Annotated in this window: 20 protein-coding genes and 1 pseudogene; 6 read left to right on the top strand and 15 right to left on the bottom strand. The window is 53.7% G+C overall.

What is annotated here, in order from left to right:
• Positions 1–76: 76 nt before the first annotated feature.
• From yvcK to R6H26_RS00285, 9 genes and pseudogenes are all read right to left on the bottom strand, one after another.
• Positions 77–1,423: pseudogene (yvcK, locus tag R6H26_RS00325) on the bottom strand (uridine diphosphate-N-acetylglucosamine-binding protein YvcK); the annotation flags it as partial.
• A 191-nt stretch (positions 1,424–1,614) separates the two neighbouring features.
• Positions 1,615–1,917, bottom strand: coding sequence for a cell division topological specificity factor MinE (gene minE, locus R6H26_RS00320; RefSeq protein ID WP_404787320.1), 303 nt, complete (start codon positions 1,915–1,917; stop codon positions 1,615–1,617).
• Between the two features lie 91 nt (positions 1,918–2,008).
• Positions 2,009–2,809, bottom strand: coding sequence for a septum site-determining protein MinD (minD, locus tag R6H26_RS00315; protein WP_404787318.1), 801 nt, complete (start codon positions 2,807–2,809; stop codon positions 2,009–2,011).
• 88 nt (positions 2,810–2,897) lie between these two features.
• Entirely contained in the window at positions 2,898–3,725 is an 828-nt protein-coding gene (gene minC, locus R6H26_RS00310; RefSeq protein ID WP_404787316.1) for a septum site-determining protein MinC, read from the bottom strand.
• A gap of 88 nt (positions 3,726–3,813) precedes the next feature.
• Positions 3,814–4,716, bottom strand: a complete 903-nt coding sequence (locus R6H26_RS00305) for a nuclear transport factor 2 family protein (RefSeq protein ID WP_404787315.1) — start codon at positions 4,714–4,716, stop codon at positions 3,814–3,816.
• A gap of 351 nt (positions 4,717–5,067) precedes the next feature.
• Positions 5,068–5,670, bottom strand: a complete 603-nt coding sequence (locus R6H26_RS00300; RefSeq protein ID WP_404787313.1) for a (2Fe-2S) ferredoxin domain-containing protein — start codon at positions 5,668–5,670, stop codon at positions 5,068–5,070.
• 130 nt (positions 5,671–5,800) lie between these two features.
• Positions 5,801–6,643 (bottom strand): 2-succinyl-6-hydroxy-2,4-cyclohexadiene-1-carboxylate synthase, encoded by an 843-nt coding sequence (menH, locus tag R6H26_RS00295; protein WP_404787311.1) that lies wholly within the window; start codon positions 6,641–6,643, stop codon positions 5,801–5,803.
• An 82-nt stretch (positions 6,644–6,725) separates the two neighbouring features.
• Positions 6,726–7,112: a hypothetical protein gene (locus R6H26_RS00290; protein WP_404787309.1), complete on the bottom strand. Its 387-nt coding sequence runs from the start codon at positions 7,110–7,112 to the stop codon at positions 6,726–6,728.
• 297 nt (positions 7,113–7,409) lie between these two features.
• Positions 7,410–7,625, bottom strand: a complete 216-nt coding sequence (locus tag R6H26_RS00285) for an RNA-binding protein hfq (protein ID WP_404787307.1) — start codon at positions 7,623–7,625, stop codon at positions 7,410–7,412.
• Positions 7,626–7,784: 159 nt separating this feature from the next.
• Between R6H26_RS00285 and dapF the strand changes: the two genes are divergently transcribed.
• A complete protein-coding gene (gene dapF / locus R6H26_RS00280) occupies positions 7,785–8,633 on the top strand; it encodes a diaminopimelate epimerase (protein WP_404787305.1) in 849 nt (282 codons plus the stop codon).
• A 279-nt stretch (positions 8,634–8,912) separates the two neighbouring features.
• Here dapF and R6H26_RS00275 read toward each other — a convergent pair whose 3' ends face one another.
• A complete protein-coding gene (locus tag R6H26_RS00275; protein WP_404787303.1) occupies positions 8,913–9,203 on the bottom strand; it encodes a P-II family nitrogen regulator in 291 nt (96 codons plus the stop codon).
• Positions 9,204–9,208: 5 nt separating this feature from the next.
• The gene (locus R6H26_RS00270) at positions 9,209–10,195 is read right to left on the bottom strand and encodes a sodium-dependent bicarbonate transport family permease (protein ID WP_404787302.1); all 987 of its coding nucleotides are present in this window, start codon (positions 10,193–10,195) and stop codon (positions 9,209–9,211) included.
• A 236-nt stretch (positions 10,196–10,431) separates the two neighbouring features.
• Between R6H26_RS00270 and lysS the strand changes: the two genes are divergently transcribed.
• From lysS to R6H26_RS00250, 4 genes are all read left to right on the top strand, one after another.
• The gene (gene lysS / locus R6H26_RS00265) at positions 10,432–11,988 is read left to right on the top strand and encodes a lysine--tRNA ligase (protein WP_404787300.1); all 1,557 of its coding nucleotides are present in this window, start codon (positions 10,432–10,434) and stop codon (positions 11,986–11,988) included.
• A 345-nt stretch (positions 11,989–12,333) separates the two neighbouring features.
• Positions 12,334–12,897 carry a pantetheine-phosphate adenylyltransferase gene (gene coaD, locus R6H26_RS00260; RefSeq protein WP_404787298.1) on the top strand — a complete coding sequence of 188 codons (564 nt, stop codon included), beginning with the start codon at positions 12,334–12,336 and terminating at the stop codon, positions 12,895–12,897.
• Complete coding sequence (locus tag R6H26_RS00255; protein ID WP_404787296.1) at positions 12,795–13,460, top strand: hypothetical protein; 666 nt, start codon at positions 12,795–12,797, stop codon at positions 13,458–13,460. The genes coaD and R6H26_RS00255 overlap by 103 nt, the downstream gene beginning before the upstream one ends.
• 89 nt (positions 13,461–13,549) lie before the next feature.
• A complete protein-coding gene (locus tag R6H26_RS00250) occupies positions 13,550–13,882 on the top strand; it encodes a hypothetical protein (protein WP_404787294.1) in 333 nt (110 codons plus the stop codon).
• Between the two features lie 196 nt (positions 13,883–14,078).
• On the opposite strand, the gene rpsN is transcribed toward R6H26_RS00250, so the two are convergent.
• The 4 genes from rpsN to R6H26_RS00230 form a co-directional block, all read right to left on the bottom strand.
• Entirely contained in the window at positions 14,079–14,381 is a 303-nt protein-coding gene (gene rpsN, locus R6H26_RS00245) for a 30S ribosomal protein S14 (protein ID WP_404787292.1), read from the bottom strand.
• Between the two features lie 75 nt (positions 14,382–14,456).
• Positions 14,457–15,146, bottom strand: a complete 690-nt coding sequence (nth, locus tag R6H26_RS00240; protein ID WP_404787290.1) for an endonuclease III — start codon at positions 15,144–15,146, stop codon at positions 14,457–14,459.
• 44 nt (positions 15,147–15,190) lie between these two features.
• Positions 15,191–16,261: an RIP metalloprotease RseP gene (rseP, locus tag R6H26_RS00235; RefSeq protein WP_404787288.1), complete on the bottom strand. Its 1,071-nt coding sequence runs from the start codon at positions 16,259–16,261 to the stop codon at positions 15,191–15,193.
• A gap of 79 nt (positions 16,262–16,340) precedes the next feature.
• A complete protein-coding gene (locus tag R6H26_RS00230; RefSeq protein ID WP_404787286.1) occupies positions 16,341–17,015 on the bottom strand; it encodes a lysophospholipid acyltransferase family protein in 675 nt (224 codons plus the stop codon).
• Between the two features lie 68 nt (positions 17,016–17,083).
• On the opposite strand from R6H26_RS00230, the gene R6H26_RS00225 reads away from it, so the two are divergent.
• Positions 17,084–18,790: a sensor histidine kinase gene (locus R6H26_RS00225; protein ID WP_404787284.1), complete on the top strand. Its 1,707-nt coding sequence runs from the start codon at positions 17,084–17,086 to the stop codon at positions 18,788–18,790.
• Positions 18,791–18,811 lie beyond the last annotated feature (21 nt).

Below are 18,811 nucleotides of genomic sequence, written 5' to 3'. Positions count from 1 at the left end.
GCAAGCGCGACCTAAAGCTCCTGCTGGTGGGAGTAGGAGCAGTGGCTTCCTCGGGTGCGATCAGTCCTTCCACGCGGCCATACCACCGCATCAAGACGCGGGCCAAACGCTCGGAGCTGTGGCGGACGAGGTGAGTTTTGGGGTCTTCTTCCATGACGTTTGCCAAAATGACGCGGCAGCCTAAGCGCATCAGTTCTTCTCGATCCGTCTCGATCGGATGGGAATTGTCGGTGGCGTAGCGATATTGGGCGGCGGTTGAGGGCGGTTTCTTTTGGACCAAAACCGCATCGAACAAACGACGGCCCGCGGCGGCATCAATGGCCTTGATGTGATCCGATACTCGGTAGCCCGTGGTTTCTCCCGATTGGCTCATGATGTTGCACACGTAAATGCGCGGGATGTCTTGACGGCGGGCGATCGCCGCAATAATCTCAGGCACCAGCAGGTTGGGAATGACGCTGGTATAAAGGCTGCCCGGTCCCAAGATGACGAATTCCGCTTCGGCGATCGCCTTCAAAACGCTCGGCAGCGCGGGCGGGCGAGACGGCGTGCAACCAATTTTGACAATTCTGCCCCCCGCCGCGCTAATTTGCGATTCGCCCTCGATGCGTTGCCCGTCTGCGAATTCGGCCCACAACCGCACGTCGCTGAGGGTGGCGGGCAGTACCTGACCGCGAATGGCAAGGACCTGGGAACTGGTGGCGATCGCCTCTTCCCAACCGTCCGTCAGCTCGCTCATCGCCGACAGAAACAAATTGCCAAAGCTGTGGCCCGCCAGTCCATCCCCCGTCCTAAAGCGATACTGAAACAGCTCCGTAATCAGCTTTTCCTGGTCGGCCAAGGCGGCCAAACAGTTGCGAATATCGCCGGGCGGCAACCCGCCCATTTCGCGGCGCAGGCGACCGGAAGACCCGCCATCGTCCGCCACCGTCACCACTGCCGTAATGTTGGCGCTGTACTCCTTCAACCCCCGTAACAGGGTCGACAACCCCGTACCGCCCCCCACTGCCACAATTTTTGCGCCGCGATTGAGGCGGCGATGGGTGAGCAGTCGGTCCACCAATTCGTCATTGCCCTCTGGCATCAGAACTTCTGTAATAGAGCCTAAGGTTCTAGATTGCCCCCACCAGATCAGCAGCAGTCCCAAGCCAATCACAATTAAGCCCCGCATATAGCCGGGGACGTACTGCGTCACCACTTGAAGCAGCAACTGCACGAGCTGAATCACATAAAAAATGGGCGTCAATCGGATTAAGATTGCAAACCCCAATACGGTCAAAATGACCCCTAAAGCACTGATCAAAAGCCATCGCTTGACCGACAGACCGGGCGCGAGCCACTTGACGGACTGCCCTAGGCGTCCCGGTAGATGCAGTCCCGACCTATGTTTGACGCTACGCACAACGTCCTCAAACAAACCCATAGGGGTTGACGGTCAAAGAGCGGTTGTTGAGGGGGATCATTTTTTAAGAACCATCGTCTATGGGTAGAGATTATCAGGTTCGGGCGCGCCTAAAGACTGCCGTTCTCGCTCAATGTTTCAGCAGGTAAAGTTTGGAGCCGCGCGACGATCGAGCTCTTCCAGTGCCGCGATAGCGCGCACCATTAAGCCAATCATGCTAAATAATCGACATCTTCTAGCGCACTAGGCTCGTTTTTAATGCGCAAAATGGGCAGGTTAGCAATGAGCGCTGTGGTGCGCTGATCGGATTCTAAGGAGACGTTCAGACTATCCATGTCAATTTCGACATAGCGAGACACGACCTCGAGGATGTCTCGTCGCATCGACTCCATCATGGCTGGAGTCAAGTCAGCGCGGTCGTGAGCCAACACAAACTTAAGACGCCGCTTGACCTGATCGCGACTGTTATGATTATCCGACCCAAAAAAGAGTCTTTCGATAAGTTCGCTGATCATAAGATTCCAACTTAATGCTTCAAGTTTTTTACGGCGTTACGAGTCAACAATACAAACCGTTGTTTGACAGTACGAGAGCGCGAAGGACTCCCTACTTATTAAACAGTCGGCGGCGAATCCGAGCAAATAACGTATCGTAGGCAGCATTGAGGTCTAAAAAGTCGACCGTTTTACCTTCAATTCGCTGCACGATATTGTTTAGAGCCATTTTGCTCAGGGATTCGTCTTCCGACAAAACGAGGGGTTCGCCTCGGTTGGTGGCTACGATGACCTTCTCATCGTCCGGAATAATGCCGAGCAGCGGGATCGATAGAATTTCTTGCACGTCGCTGACGGACATCATGTCGTTGGCTTGCACCATCGCCGGACGAATCCGGTTGATGATCAACCTAACATTCTTGATGCGATTGGCCTCTAGCAATCCGATCACGCGGTCCGCATCGCGCACGGCAGAAATTTCTGGGGTGGTGACGACGATCGCCTCATCGGCAGCAGCGATCGCGTTCTGAAATCCCATTTCGATCCCAGCCGGACAATCGATCAAGACGTAATCGTACTTTTTCGTGAGAGCATAGGCCAACTGCTTCATCTGCTCTGGCGTGACGGCATCTTTATTGCGGTTTTGGGCCGCTGGCAGCAGCACCAGATCGTTTTGACGCTTGTCGCGCACCAGCGCCTGCTCGAGACGGCACTGCCCCGCCAACACTTCTAGGGCGGTATAGACGACTCGATTTTCCAGTCCCAACAATAAGTCTAGATTGCGGAGGCCAAAGTCGGCATCCATGAGCGCGACAGAACGACCGTTGCTGGCAAGCGCGGTACCTAGGTTCGCCGTACAGGTTGTTTTACCAACCCCTCCCTTTCCAGAGGTAATAACAATAATTCGACCCATATTCGTTTAAATACTCAACTCTCGAGACTGACGGTCATTACGGTCATTGACGAACGGGAAGTCAATTTCCCGATTCTAATTAGGCCCATTATCCAGCATCTCGCTTCGAAGTGCGCCCGTGTTTGAGAACCTCAGACGCTCGTGTAATTTGAATCCCCTCTGACCCAATGGAAGCGACTTCTGGATAAAACTGATTTGGCGCTTTCTCAGGGGATCGGGCGACTTGGTCCGCAATTCGAAGTTGGGTCGGCTCCATTTGCAGCGCCATAATCTGACAATCGCGATCGCCATTTGCCCCCGCATGGGCGATGCCGCGCAGGCGCCCCCAAACCAAAATGTTACCATCCGCAACGATCGCGCTGCCAGGATTTACATCTCCCACCACTACAACTGAGCCGGGATGGCGCACTTCAGTTCCCGAGCGCAGAGTCGTTTCTAGAAATAGGGGCTCGGCTAAGACTGGGATGACGGGAAGGTGGGCAAACTTGACAGAGTCTGCTTCAGAAAGCCGCAGCGCCGGGGACTGCTGCTCTACGGAATACCCGGCAGTAACCGCAGAGATCGCGGTTTGCCGGCGGCTGGTGACCACCCGTTGGAGGCGAAGATTCGCCCCAGAGAGGGCAGACGCGAGCTGGTCGAACTGGCGCGGATCGAGAAGGCGATCGTTGGCCATGAGGCAGACTGAGGTATTGGGAGGCCAAATTTTAGCACTGGAATCCAGCCGTTGCTGGAGCTGTTCCCACAGATGAGACCACTCTACCGCCATCGCATTAGCAGGGGGCAAATGCAAGTACAACAACCCTTGGACAGCCTGAAAAAAAATGTGGCCGTTCCGATTTGCCCGCTCGGCGGGAGATGCAGAGGGCGAATCCTTGAGCTCCGCCGTAGACGCTGCTGGTGCACTATCGGGCTGCATAAACCATCCTTAAGAATCGAAAAGAATCCTCTAAGCCTGTCAAGGGCAAGCAGGAAGCTGTCCGTGCCCCAACGTAGCCAATCGATGCTTAACGAGGGGTAGACGTAGCGGATCCATTGGGTCTTACCACATTCAGTCGCTGGCTGACAATAGTCATCCCGCCATTTTTAATCAGGACGGCAGAAATCCACTTGCGAGTCGGCTGCTGGGGGGCTTGAGCCGTCTTAAAAATCCCGCCTGCGGTCAAGGGTTCTAAGGTAATGATGGCTGGCTGGAGATACCGCTCTACGCTAATGGGTTCTTCGAGGGCAGACCCGAGCAGTAAATCCTCTCCAAGGGGTTCTTTGACAACGGCATCAAAGCTGAAGGTTTGACCCACACTCACCTGTTCGGGCAGGGTAATGTTGACGTTAGGGGGCTTGTCGCCCGAGGTCAGACGGGTTTGTTCGGACAAGATTTCTTGGGCCACAATTTTTGAGTCCGCAAGGGTCAGACGCGATCGCACGGTGGCCGTAAGATCCATGTCTCGATCGGCTGACTTCCTGACGCCGCGAAGGGTAGTGGTGGTTTCTAAGACGTACCGATTGGGGCCTTGCGCTTGGACGCGATCGATCTGGGTCTGATACTGAATCGATTTGGCCTCTTGCCAAAATAATTTGAGGGCTTGCTGCTGCGTTTTAAAGTCTAAGCCGTCGGCGTGGGTAAAACCGGGGCCGTAGAACTTCATGGTAGCTTCGAGATCTTTGCGACTGGCTGCATTGTCGAGCTGTCCGATCAGCGCAGCGATTGCGGGCGGTACCGGCGTTGTTGCAGCTGGCGCGGGCGTTGAGGGTGGCGTAGCGGCCCCGCTCGGCAACTGCCCGCTCCCCAATATCAGCGCGGCGCTGCCCAGTGCCGCAGCAAGAGCCTCGATCGTGCTACACCGCCTTGACGCCCGCGCCAGGTTGAGAGAGCGCTGTTGTTGCCACTGCCACAGTTTTTTACCGTTCATGCCACATCCATACATGCAAACTACGATCTTCACTCGAAACCCAAAGCCGCTTGGAAGCAGAGATACATTTTAACTGTACAACTGCGGGCGATCGATCTAGCGATTGCCCGCAACGACTTCATCAGGCTTTGAATACTTCAACGATTCTAAAGCACAACGATAGTGAAAGGCTCGACCTTCATCCGCGCAAATCCAGGCCGAGCGGGCTTTTACAGCAATTCAAATGTTAATAAAACCGCTTCGAAACCGGAGCTGCTTTGCTTTGGGGTAGCACCACCAATGCCACAGACGCAGCGTCGAAAGGCTCTGGCGTCAACGCTCGACCCAGCCGATCCCTTCCCTAAACAACGCTCAAGCTGCCGGAACGCTTTCTTGCACGACGGGAGTAAAGTGTCGATCTAATAAATGCCCGACATCCTTCAGCTCGACATCTCGGTAGCTTTTCTTGTCGATGACGATATTGGGTCCTTTGTTGCACTGCTTGAGACATCCCACGGCTTTGACGCAGACGCGATCGCCTAGATCGCGGTCGCAAATTGCCGTTTCAATGGCTTTCTGTAGCTTTGCGCTCCCGCGCTTGCAGCAGTCCGACTTCTGACAAACTAAAATTTTGGCTTTCCCCGTCTGGGGGCTGGCCGTCATGTTCGGCACCGCAGCGGACCGGACTTCAATGGGTTCTGCAAAAGCAGGCGCGATCTGTTTCGCCTTTAGGCTCTTGAGGTCGCCGTTGCGATCGCGTTTTTGAGAACCGATGACTTCTAGCCAACTTCCCTGCTGGATCGTTTTGTTCAAAATACTTCTCAAAAGCTGAATCCGGCTGTCATGGGTGAGCTTCACCGAATAGTTCCCTTGACTCGTCGCGATTGAAAGGCGACGAACTTTACCATCTTGACCCAAGGTATAGCCCTCAAGTTGACCGATCAGGCGAAAAGGAACAGCGTGTGTATGGCTCATATCGATGGATTTAGACCTCTGAGAAAGTTACTCGCAAACAATATTAAGTTGACTATAAGCTAACTCAGTTGAGAATTTATGTCAAGTAATCGATTGAGCAAAGATCGTGTTTGACGGAAAGCCATTTCCATCAATGCTTCGGGTGACAGGAGCGCGAAGATTGGGACGCTGAGGTCAAGTGAACTTTGAGCGCGACTATAAATGCGGCTGGATGCTCGGTCCGAACGGCGTGACCGCACCCAGGTACGATCTCGAGATGGGCGAAGGTCAGCCGATCTGCCATGCGTCGGTTAATTTGGACGAATTTGAGGTCGAGTTCGCCCGCGATTAAGGAGATCGCGACATTGAGGGATGGCAGTCGATCCCAAAGTGAGGGCTGGACGCCTGCGCCCAGTCCTCGCAGTGCTTGAGCTAACCGATCGGGGCGGTTATCCAATCGTCTCTGAAACATTTCATCGAAATAGCGGGATTGCTCGATCGCGGCGAACAAGGGCCGTTCGTACCATCTCGTCAAAAATGCAGGCCAGTCGCCAGATTCCAATTCGACTGCCAGGATCTCGTCCTGCTGCCGTCGCAGAATTCGTTCGGGTTCGGTCTCCAGCCCCGGCGAGGCCGACTCCAACAGCACGCTCGCGAAGGCTTCGGGAAAGCAGCAGGCTAGGTAAAGCGCTAAGCGCCCGCCCATGGAATACCCGATCGAGTGGCAGGGGGTAAAGTCGAGCCGATGCAGGACTTCGATCAGTGCGGGGGCGAGCGCCCCTATCCCGTAGCCCGCCGGATCCAGGACATCCGTCCGACCGTGCCCCGGCAAATCTACCGTCAGGCAGCAAAATTCTGGATAGAGGGCATCGACGATGGCTGCAAAATCCGCTCCACGCCCCATAAAACCGTGCAAAAAAAGCAGCTTGGGCAGGTGAAGCTCGCCCCGCAGCTCGTAGTAAATAGAATAAGGCTCCAGCAATATCTGCGGCATTGCCAGCACCTATCCCAACAGAGCGACTAATTAAAGCGACTAATTAAGGAGTAGTTAAGGAGTAGCAAAAGGAGGGACGACTCTAACCGATCCAGTTCACGCCTTCTTCCTGCGGTTTAGACGCAGCTTCCCTCAATGCGGGACGGTAACCGCCACTCTGCGCGGAATGATGCATTGCGCCGGGGTAGGTAGACTTGGGATGCTGGCGCACTAGACTGTTTTCTAAATCTGAAAACGAGCTTTTTTCGGCAACTCGCTCGGGAATGATAATTTTCTGCATGAGATATTCAATGGTTTGCGCCTTGATCCAGCCCCTCGTCACTAAAATTTCGCCAAAGGGCATGGACGTCACGCTCTGATCGGCGAGCGCTACGCCAACTTGCGCGTCGGAGAGCAAACCGGCCTCTACCAGGTAAGCGCCGATAGGTTTGTGACTGCTAGCGTGATTTGGGTTGGGGTAATATGCCATGACCATATGGAAGACGGGGGACGAACTTAGGTTTGTGCGGAACAACACGGCGATTGACTGGTAAAGTCAATGGTTAAGTCAAAGTTAATCTCTTGCTGGTACGTACTGTATCACAGGCATTCTTTGAGCTTGCTGCCCCCCTATTTCAACCTCAGCGCCTGAGAAGCGCATTCTGGTTTGCCGATTTTAGCTGCGGAGAACGGGAGATGTCTACAGCGTCCGATCCGTTGTTGACTCCAGGCAAGTTAGGCATACCTTATCTATATCTTAACGATTTATACGGTTTTATTCATACAGTTAGGCTTTTGGCTTGAGGAAAGCGATCGCCTGTTTCCACACGATAGTTTGCTGGTCGTAGTGGTCCATGAGACAAATACAGACATCGTCCTGCCAGCGAACTTTACCGACCAAGAGATCGTTGGTCACCAGCTTGAGTTCGACCTCGCTTCCCGTTTGAATTAAGTTTTGAAGCTGGCGAAAGCTGGGCATTCCGGTTTGAGGCTCGGTACTCATAGTCAATGTGGCTCGCGATAAGAATACAATGCAGCCCAATGAGGCAAAAATAGTAAATTATTAACAGTGTACAGAATAGCCTGCTTTCTTTAAGGCTGAGGATCGAGGTTTGGCGGCTCGTCCGCACGGTTGAGTTGTGTTTAGGGGTTGCCCAGGGTCATGCAGATCGAATTTATAAAGTACCAAGGGTTAGGCAATGATTTTGTCTTGATCGATAATCGAGGGCAAACAACGCCGCTGCTGTCGCCCGAGCAAGCGGCTCGGGTCTGCGATCGCCATTTTGGGGTAGGTGGAGATGGCGTCATCTTTCTGCTGCCGGGGGAACCCGGGTCCGACTACTCCATGCGGATCTACAATTCCGACGGCTCCGAACCAGAAATGTGCGGGAATGGCATTCGCTGTTTGGCGCGGTTCATTGCCGATTTAGAAGGGGATGCAGCTACAGAGGCCCAAACTTACACGATCTCGACGCTCGCGGGACCCATTACCCCTCAAGTGCAGCCCGACGGTCAAGTGCGGGTCGATATGGGTCCCCCGCATTTGCTGAGTCAAGATATTCCAACCGTGTTGGCCGCTCCCGATCGCAAAGCAATCAACGTAAGCCTAGACGTGGCAGGACAGTCATGGGCTGTCACCTGCGTGAGCATGGGCAATCCGCACTGCGTTACCTTTGTCGAGGACGTGGAGGCGATCGCCTTAGAACGGCTAGGCCCGCAGTTCGAGCACCATGCCGCCTTTCCCCAACGCACCAACACGGAATTTATTGAGGTCGTGCGGCCCGACTACCTCAAAATGCGCGTCTGGGAGCGGGGCGCGGGGGCAACTCTAGCCTGCGGGACGGGAGCCTGTGCCGCTGTGGTTGCGGGCGTCTTGACCGAAAACTGCGCCAATGCTGCAACGATCGAGCTGCCGGGCGGTCCGCTCTATATTGAATGGTCTGCCCTAGATGGGGCTGTATTTATGACCGGACCCGCTCAAAAGGTGTTTTCGGGGACGCTCGAACTCTAAAGGCCGTCCTTTTTGAAAAGCATTCTCTATCACCAGGAGAAAGCGTTTCCCTTTGGCAAAAGCAATCCCAATGTCTGATCAGAGAGACAAGTTCATTCGATCTTCGTTAGCCTCCGCTTGTCCCGTGCCAATGACTTAAACTCAACCAGCACATGACACGGTTCAGAATCATCAGCTTCGGCCTCGATCGACGCACATGCGATTGCGGCAATCCCAGGAGGCACGAGCCGATAGGCAGTTCGATCCCCTTCTCGGGCATTGGGATGACTGCACTGCCAACTAACAGCGATAGCAAACTGCATCAGACACCAAACACACGCCCCCGAACTTTTGCAGGATCGGCTGCAATTCCCAAAACAGCTTGTCTTCTTCCCCAGCCTTACAGGTGGTCAGGATATAAGTATTGCCAGAATGATCGTCCCAGTCCTCAACCACCTCTCCCGTCTCCCCGCGACCGACCACGTGACCGATCAAGTTGTACTTGACAATGCCGACTTTTTTAAAGCGCTTGAGCACCGCATTCACTTCGACCGTCGGCACAATAATTTCAATGCGTTTGACAACATCCATAATGATTAAACCCAAAACATTTGAATGACTTGAAAGTAAAAAGGGATCCCGAAAATGATATTAAAAGGAAAAGTCAATGCCAGCGCCATTGAAATATAAAGGCTTGGATTGGCTTCAGGAATTGTAATTCGCATGGCAGCAGGCACAGCAATATAGGATGCGCTAGCGCACAGCACGGCAAAGAGCAACGCGTTCCCCGCTGGCATCCCAATTAACTTGGCTAATCCAATCCCGATCGTGGCGTTCAGGACAGGCGTAGCGACAGAGAACCCCAGGATAAACGGTCCTGCTTTAAACAATTCTCTGATCCGTCGGGCTGCAATCAACCCCATATCTAGCAAGAAAAAGCACAGCACGCCGTAAAATGAGTCTTCCGTAAAGGGTTTGAGCTTTTGCCACCCGGCCTCTCCCGTCAATACGCCAACCACTAAACTGCCAATGAGCAGAAAGACCGAGCCGTTCAAGCAGGCTTCCCGAAAAACCTCACCCCACGCTAGAGGCTCTACCTCGCCATCATCTGCTTTCTCCCGCTTTGCAAAGGCCTTGATCAACACGATCCCCACCACAATGGCCGGCGATTCCATCAGGGCCAAGGCGGCGACCATGTGCCCCCCAAAGCTCACTTCCAGCTTCGTGAGGAATGCGCTGGCAGTAATAAATGTAACCGCACTAATGGAACCGTAGGTCGCAGCCACTGCGGCAGCATTGTACGTATCGAGCTTGAGCCTGAGGATAAAAAAGGAATAAATGGGGACAACGCAAGCCATTACAATTGCAGCTAGCAGCGTCTCTCCAATTTCCACATTAAGGCTGCTTTGAATAATTTCATAGCCTCCCTTAAATCCAATGGACATCAAGAGATAGAGGGAGAACAGTTTGGGTAATGGCTGCGGGATTTCTAGGTCCGACTTCAGCAGGACGGCTGCCATGCCTACAAAAAAGAACAAAACGGGCGGATTGAGAATATTAAACAGGATTAAGTTGGATTGCATAATAGTTCTTATAGAATTTCCCGTTAAGCGGTTCCCTTAAGTAAACCTAACCTCTATCCGCCTGAGGCAAGTTTGCAACGAAAAGTAACGGGATAGACCGCGAGCCGATTTGAGTCTGCCAAGACAATCCTTCTTCTATAATCGTGATCTGTGCCTTGCCATCATGCCCTCCACCAACCCAGGGACTCGCGATCGCCAAGCTCGATATCCCCACACTGCACTAGCCAACCAAAACTATGCCTTCCGACTCAGATCGATCCCAGCCTCAAGGTCATTCAGCCCTTGACGATATTCGCGCCGCTCGCCTTGAAAAAGTCGGGCAGATTAAAGCTTTGGGGCTAAATCCCTATGCTTATCACTGGGAATCGACCCACTCGACCCAAGCCCTTCAGGAAAAATTCAAAGATCTGCCCAATGGCGAAGAAGTTGACGTAGAAGTGGCGATCGCCGGACGCATCCTAGCGCGACGCGTCTTTGGCAAACTCGCCTTTTTTACCCTGCAAGACGAAACGGGTTCGATCCAGCTCTACCTCGAAAAAGCTCGCATCCAAGCTGAGATGGAAGCAGCCGATCCCCAAGCCTTCGACCATCTAAAGCAGCTCACAGACGTCGGCGACTTTATCGGCGTTAAAGGCACCCTCAAGCGCACCGACAAAGGAGAACTCTCCGTCTACGCGCGCGAGTACGCCATCCTGACCAAGTCTCTGCTGCCCTTACCGGACAAATGGCACGGACTGACGGATGTTGCCAAGCGCTACCGTCAGCGCTATGTCGATCTCATCGTCAACCCCACCGTCCGCGAAACCTTTCGCCGTCGCGCGCTGATTACGGCTGCCATCCGGCGCTACCTGGATCGCCAAGGCTTCATTGAAATCGAAACCCCCGTCCTGCAAACCGAAGCAGGCGGAGCCGACGCGCGGCCCTTTGTGACTTATCACAACACGCTCGAAATGGACCTGTACCTTCGCATTGCCACGGAACTGCACCTGAAACGGCTGATCGTAGGCGGCTTCGAGAAAGTGTTCGAACTGGGGCGCATTTTTCGCAACGAGGGCATTTCGACACGTCACAATCCCGAATTCACTTCCATTGAGGTGTACCAGGCCTACGCCGACTACCACGACATGATGGCGCTCACCGAAGCGATCGTGACGGAAGCGGCGCAGTCTGTTTTAGGGACCTTGCAAGTCACTTACCAAGGCCAACCTATTGACCTCACGCCACCCTGGCGGCGGGTAACGATGCACGAACTGGTTCGAGAGGCAACAGGCGTAGATTTCGAACTTTTCTCCGAGATCGAGGCCGCTCGAAAGGCAGCCGCAGAAGCGGGGATCGCTGGCGGAGAAGATTGCAAAACCATCGGCCAAATCCTAAACGCAGCGTTTGAGCAAAAAGTAGAAGCCACATTAATTCAGCCCACGTTCGTGTTGGATTATCCCGTCGAAATCTCACCCTTGGCAAAACCCCACCGCTCTAAGCTAGGATTGGTCGAGCGATTCGAACTCTTTATGGTGGGGCGTGAAACTGCGAATAGTTTCTCAGAACTAACCGATCCCATCGACCAGCGCCAGCGGATGGAAGCGCAGTCTGCCCGCAAGGCTGCGGGCGACCTCGAAGCCCAAGGCGTAGATGAGGATTTCCTGACAGCGCTGGAATACGGAATGCCGCCCACGGGGGGGTTAGGTATCGGCATCGATCGACTTGTCATGTTGCTTGCGGACGCTCCCAGCATTCGCGATGTAATCGCCTTCCCCCTGCTCAAACCCGAGCCTGCTGAAGGCACAACTGACTAAAGACTGGAAATCGGCCCAATGCCCTCAAAGTCTTGCTCCTACAGGCACGCCTTTATCCAAACTGGGAAAAGGCATGCGTTTTAGTAATGGCTTATATCAAAAAAACAAATCAGTGTTTTGACATAAGCCAACCTCAAGTTATCAACGATTTAAGGTTGGAGGAGGCGTCAAAAAACGCGATCGCAGCTCAATATAAGAAAATTTGAATTTTAGAGTGGCTCAAATGCAGCGAAGTATCGTCCTAATTACTTTGCTTCAGCCAGATATTGGTTGTGTCACATTGGGTTATCCTTCAGTCCCAACGGAAAGAATAGACTATAATCGCGTGCATACCTTATCTGAATCATGATTGCCATCTACCCCGGTAGCTTCGATCCGGTTACGCTGGGGCATCTCGACTTGATCGAGCGAGCCGCTCGCCTCTACGAGCGGTTGATCGTCGCAGTAGCACTGAATCCAAATAAGAACTCCTTATTTACAGTGCAGGAGCGAATGCACCAAATTCATGAATGTACTCAACATTTAGCGAATATTGAAATTGACTGTTTTGACACATTGACGGTAACCTATGCCCAAAGCCGTCACGCTCAAGTCCTGCTTCGCGGATTGAGAGTTCTCTCGGATTTCGAGTATGAATTACAAATGGCTCATACCAATAAGAGCCTTTCTCAACACACCGAAACAGTTTTTTTAGCGACCTCAAACGAGTACAGTTTTTTAAGTAGTAGCCTAGTCAAAGAGATCGCTAAGTTTGGTGGCCCTGTAGCCCATCTTGTCCCAAAAAACGTAGCCATTGAGTTAGAGAGATGTTACGCCAAAACTCCTCCTTCAGTATCGATACCCATGCCAACGGATCCGACCTCGAAAACGGATACGATCGCCATCCCGCCAAGAACAATCAAGGATTAGAGCTGCTGCAGCAGCTTGAGAAACTCGAAGAAATTATTATTCTGGATGGGCTCAAGGTGCCGCTGACGGGCCGAACCTTTATTAGCGAAGAAGAAATTCTGGCACAGCTGACTGCCGTGCAGGATAGCATTCCCGAGACGATTCGTACCGCAGAAAAAGTGCTGAACCAGCGCGAGGAAATTATTTCGCGGGCGAAACAGTACGCCCAAGAAATCGTCAAATCGGCAGAGCAGCGCGCCGCTCAAATTGCAGACGAGCTGACGATCATTCAGCAGGCTGAAGCAGAGGCCCAACAGCTTCGCAATCAAATTCAGCAGGAAATTGAGGAATTGCGACGGCGCAATATCTCGGAAATGGAGCGCGTCCGCCGTCAAACGCAGGCGGAAATTGACGTTATGCGCCAGAACTCCCATCGGGAGCGCGAGCAAATTCACCAAGAGTCCGATCAGTATGCAGATCGGGTTTTAATGGATCTAGAACAACAGCTGAGCGAGATGCTCCGAGTCATCAAGAACGGGCGAGTCCACCTCAAACCTTCTAAGAACAATCAAAAACAACCTTAGCCAGCAGTTGTTAAAAATTCTATTATTTAAAATTTAAAATAGAAACGTTTTGATACTTTCTTGGGTGGCAATCTGGAGGATGGTAGGCCATGACTGACCCAATCCAACCCATCACGCTTCCCCCCAGTACCGATCCTCAGGGGGAAGCAGTATGGTTGCGGCAAGTTCTCCAACAGTGGCTTAACGAGGAGTTCTTGCCGGAACCCGCGAATGACGCGATCGCCCAGCGTGCGGCCAGCGTCTACCTGCGGCAGCGAATGGAAGGGGAGGACGACGTCGGTTGTTTGCTCGTGGCAATTTTGACCGAAATGCAGACCTTCGATTTTTCCAAAAGCTTTTATAGCGAGTTTGCTGTTGCCAATGCGGTCAGCGATTTGCTGCTGAATCGATTTTTAGAGATCGATTCCTGCTGTCCGGGCTGAAAGTCGGACGGGGCGAGCGCAGTCGAAAACCATCCGAATTACGACAAAAAGGAGCGAGAGTCAATCCCGCTCCTTTTTTAATTTGGAAAAGTCTTGGGTTTTTAGACTATTCCCGAAATAGAAACTACCAACCATTCTGTAGGGACGCAAGGCCTTGTGCCCCTACGACTCGGGATTCTCTTTTCTAGAAATCGCCTTACCAGCTGGACTTGGTCACGCCAGGCAATAGACCTTCGTGGGCCATTTCTCTCAGGACGTGACGGGATAGACCAAAGTCTCGGAAATAGCCTCTGGAGCGCCCCGTGACCCAGCAGCGATTCCGAACTCGGTTGGGAGCGCTGTTGCGGGGAAGGCGTTGGATTTGGCGGTGGAGTTCCATTTTTTCATCTTGAGTCTCGGCGCTGGCAAATTGCTCCTTCAGCGCGGCTCTTTTGTGAGCGTACTTCGCAACCAGTCCCTGGCGCTTTTTTTCACGCTCGATCATGCTCTTTTTAGCCATGGATTTCTACAGTAACGGCAAATAGTGGAAGACAGTATCTCCCATAGTAACCAATATTTTGCTAGTAAATCTATTTTATTTCGGACGCGGAGATTTAGATTTTGTCGGCTTTGCGGCTGCCATCCCCGCAGAAGTGCAGAGATCGGCAAGTTTGCAGCAATCGCAGTCTGGCTTGCGAGCCATACAGGTCGCGCGTCCGTGATAGATCAGCCGAATTGACCAGTTTTCCCAATCGGGTTGGGGCAGCAGTTTCATTAAGTCTCGCTCCACCTTAATGGGATCGGTTTGTTGCGTGAGCCCTAGGCGATAGCTGAGGCGCTTGACGTGGGTATCGACCGTTACGCCCGCGTTGATCCCATAGGCGTGAGCGAGGACGACGTTGGATGTTTTGCGGGCTACACCAGGCAGGGTGAGCAGCTGTTCCATGGAGTTGGGGACTTCTCCTCGAAACTCCGTCACGATTTTGTGACAAGCGGCCTGAATATTGCGCGCCTTGTTGCGATAGAACCCCGTGGAGCGGACGAGCTGTTCGAGGGTTTCGAGGGGGGCGGCGGCGATCGCCTCGGCATTGGGAAAGCGCTCGAACAACGCTGGCGTGACCAGATTGACGCGTTCGTCGGTACATTGAGCCGAGAGGATCGTCGCCACGAGCAACTGGACGGGCGTTTCATAATCTAGACTGCATTTTGCGTCGGGGTAGAGATGCTTCAGGCGGGTCAGGATTTCGAGGGCGCGCTGCTTTGGAGTGAGCTGTTTTGGAGTCATAGTGTCGATTAAAGCATCCACCGCGATCAACAGTAGAGATGGCTTTAAAACAGATTGACGGTATCGCGCGCGATCAGCAGTACGCCAAGTCCTAACAGGAAAAATAGACCCGTCTGCATCACGCCCTGCTGAATGGCTGAAGGTAAAGGCTTTCTAAAAATGCCTTCAAACAGCAGGAATACTAACTGTCCGCCATCTAAAGCAGGCAAAGGCAAGCTGTTAATCACCGCTAGGTTGATGCTGATGAGCGCGCCAAACTGAAGCAGGCGGCTGATATCCGTTCGGGCAATATCTGCCCCAATTTTGACAATGGCCACGGGGCCAGATACTTGGCCGGCTGCATTTTGAAAATTGCTGAGGAGTTGGCCAAAGCCGCCAACCGTAAGCAGCAGCAGATTTTGAAATTCTGTAGATGCCGCGTTCAGAAGCTTGACAGGAGACAGGGTTTTAATTCGGTTTAGGCTGGCATTGGGGGACAACCGCACCCCAATTAACGGCTCGTTCTCTGGACTTAGCTGGGGGGTAACGCTGAGTTCCAGTGCTTTGCCTTCTCGCCGTACGTCTAAGGTTAAAGGCTGACCCGCACTACTCTTAACCCGGTCCTGGAAGGATTGGACAGCGGACTCTCCCGTACCGAGGGTCTGCCCGTTTAGAGCGAGGACGATATCGCCCGGCAAGATGCCTGCCTGCGCTGCCGCACTCGCATCTGGCACCAGTTGCACGATGGCGATCCCCGGCGCGATCTGGGGGTTGGGAATGCCTTGCCAGCCCAACTGGGCGAAGATCAAAAAGTAAGCAAAGATGAGATTGGCAATCACGCCGGCGCTAATGACGATCGCGCGGTCCAAAATGGGTCGATTCTTCATCAAAGATGGATCGTCGGAGGAGATTCCGCTATCGCCTTCATCGTCATCGGGAAACGCGACGTAGCCGCCCAATGGAATGGCGCGGAGGGCGTATTCAGTTTGCGCCCCTTGGTATTTCCACAGCACGGGGCCAAATCCGATCGAAAACCGAGTGACGTAGATCCCTTGGGCGCGCGCAGCCAGGAAATGCCCTGACTCATGCACCACGATTAACAGCGCTAAAACTGCGATCGCCAATAAAACCGACATGAATTCTTCCAAACGCGAGGTGTAAGACAGACAACAGAAGCCTGCTTGCCTATCTTAACGTTTCCCGATCGATGTCTCCTCACTGCTTCTGCGCGCCCGCTAAAACCCGCAGTGCTTCGAGGCGATCGCGCAGCACTTTTTCGAGATGCTGGGTCATTTGGGCCGCGCGCGCCTTATCGGAAGAGGCCTCAAAATCTCGGCTGGAAAAGGCCGGGGAAATATCGATATAAACGGCTGCGCCGCGCTGGGCTTCGGGTTGATAGCGCAGGGCAATGGGTGTAATCGGAATAGCAAGGGGCCGGGCGGCAGTGGCTTCGGCCTGCAGGATCAGGCGCGCGAAGCCCGGTTTGAGCGATCGCAGGGGTCGGTCGCGCACGATACCGCCCTCCGGGAAAATCCCGAGGATTTCGCCCTGATGGAGCAGCTCGATCGCGTGCTTGATGCTGGACTTTTGAGGTCTTGCCAAGTCAACGGGAAAAGACCCTAGCCGACGGATGATCCAGCCTTGAATCCCGCCGAACTGATTGGCATTGGTCATAAAGCGAATGGCCTTAGGCTGGAGCTGAGCGATCGCGAGCGGATCCCAACGACTATAGTGCTTGATAGCCAACACCGCTGGACCGTTTAGGGGTAGGTGCTCTCGGCCTCGAACGGTTAAAGGGCCAAAAAAGGCGCGCTGTAGCAGACGATTTCCAGCCGCGATCGGCGGATATACCCAGGGAGAAACGTAAGAAAGAGGCGATGCAAGATTCACGGCGTCAGCGTTAGATTCCCAGCTTAGTTTGCCTATCCTAGACAAGCGTGCAGTCCGAAATCAACAGCATGTTGCAATTCGCTGCACCAGAACGTAAAACCCGATCTGCCAAGGTTCGGTTTTGCGACTGTCCCCACCCAGATAAAACCGCTATTCTGCAAGAAAGAGGACGTTTTGCCAAGTCAATCGGGGCAGCAATCATGGGGGCTACGATTCATTTCAACCGCTTTACCCAGCAGGCCATCGAACCGGTGTTTGAACAGTTTCCAACCCTGACAGCCTTATTTTCAGCGCTAGAGCCTTCGATGTTTGCGGGCGCGCCCAGCGCGCTGACGCTAGACGCGGCGCTGGAGTCTTGGCGGGTGGCGATCGCCGCCATGGGCCAACTCCTCAAACAAACCACCCTAAATCCCAGTCTAGCCGAGCTTCATCCGAACCGATCGGCAGAGATTTGCAACCAGCAAGGCGTGGTGTTTTGCAGTCCCGCTCCCGTCTTTAGCGATTTAGCAATCCTCGCTCACTTTAAAACCTGGATTTTTACGCCCAAGCTGCAATCCAGAGCGTTTCAACTCCCTCCAGCCGCCGTTTCAGATCGCTTTGACGTACTCCTGCCCACCCTGCCCATTCTTCCAGGAGATCCGCTGGCTCGCGAGCAATTTTGTCTGATTCAAACACCTCAATTCTGCTGGGTTGCCATTTTAGGCCAAGATTCAGAAGGGACTCTCGGACTCAATTTTTCCTTCGATCCCGTTACGGTCGAGCAGATCTGGGCGGCTCTGCAATTCAGAATCGAGCGGCTGCAGCGGCCCAGTCAGGCTGCGTCGATCCAGCAGTGGCGATCGCGGTTTCCGACCGCAGCTCCAGACTACCGGATTCCCATGCTGTTCGGCCAGGCACTGCTGGCCCAGTCCTCTGGCCAAAGTTCCCGCGATCGTGCAACTGAGGTCTGTCCCCCTGGGAAGTCGTCCTCTCCGCACCGACCTTCAGTCCAGACGCAACAACAGCAAGCAACCGAGCCAAACCCCGAACCCGTCGCCCCCAGCGGCGCGGAAGACCTGCCCGAATCGGACCGCGATGTAGAACTGCTGAAAGTGCTGGCGCATGAAGTCCGCACGCCCCTGACGACCATTCAAACCCTCACCCGCCTGCTGCTGCGCCGCTCGGATTTACCCAAAGAAGTCACTCAGCGTCTAGATGCCATCCAGCGGGAATGCAGCGGCCAAATCGATCGCTTTGGCTTGATTTTTCGAGCCATGGAACTCACCCACGCAGACAGCCAACCGCTGCCGACCCACCTCACCCCGATCGCCCTCCAAGAATTGCTTGCGGGCAACCTCACGCGCTGGCAAGCCCATGCAGCCCGCCGCGGCCTAACCCTTCAAGTGACCACCCCTAAACGCCTACCGGAAGTGGCCATCCGCGACCCCCTCCTGCTCAATCAGGTTTTAACGGGGTTGATGGAATATTTGAGCAACAGCCTCTCTACCGGGAGCCATATTAACCTCAAAGTCGACCTAGCAGGTTCTCAACTGAAGCTCCAGTTGCAAACTCAACCCGACAAAAAACCTTGCAGCGACAACGCCGAATCGCCCATGATGAGAGCCGTCGGTCAGCTTTTGATGTTCCAGCCCGAAACCGGAGGCGTCAGTCTCAGCTTAGCCGCCACCAAGCATCTATTTCAGGCCCTAGGGGGCAAATTAACGGTGCGCCAGCACCTGCAAGGGGAAGTCTTGACGATTTTTCTGCCCCTAGGCACCGAGCGTGATGCATACTAAGGATGTCGCATCCCACTTAAG

The sequence above is a fragment of the Altericista sp. CCNU0014 genome, from assembly GCF_044923475.1.
Taxonomy (GTDB): Bacteria; Cyanobacteriota; Cyanobacteriia; order Thermosynechococcales; family Thermosynechococcaceae; genus JAAURS01.
The sequence above is the reverse complement of the archived record's forward strand: the minus strand, read 5'-3'. Positions and strand labels throughout refer to the sequence as shown.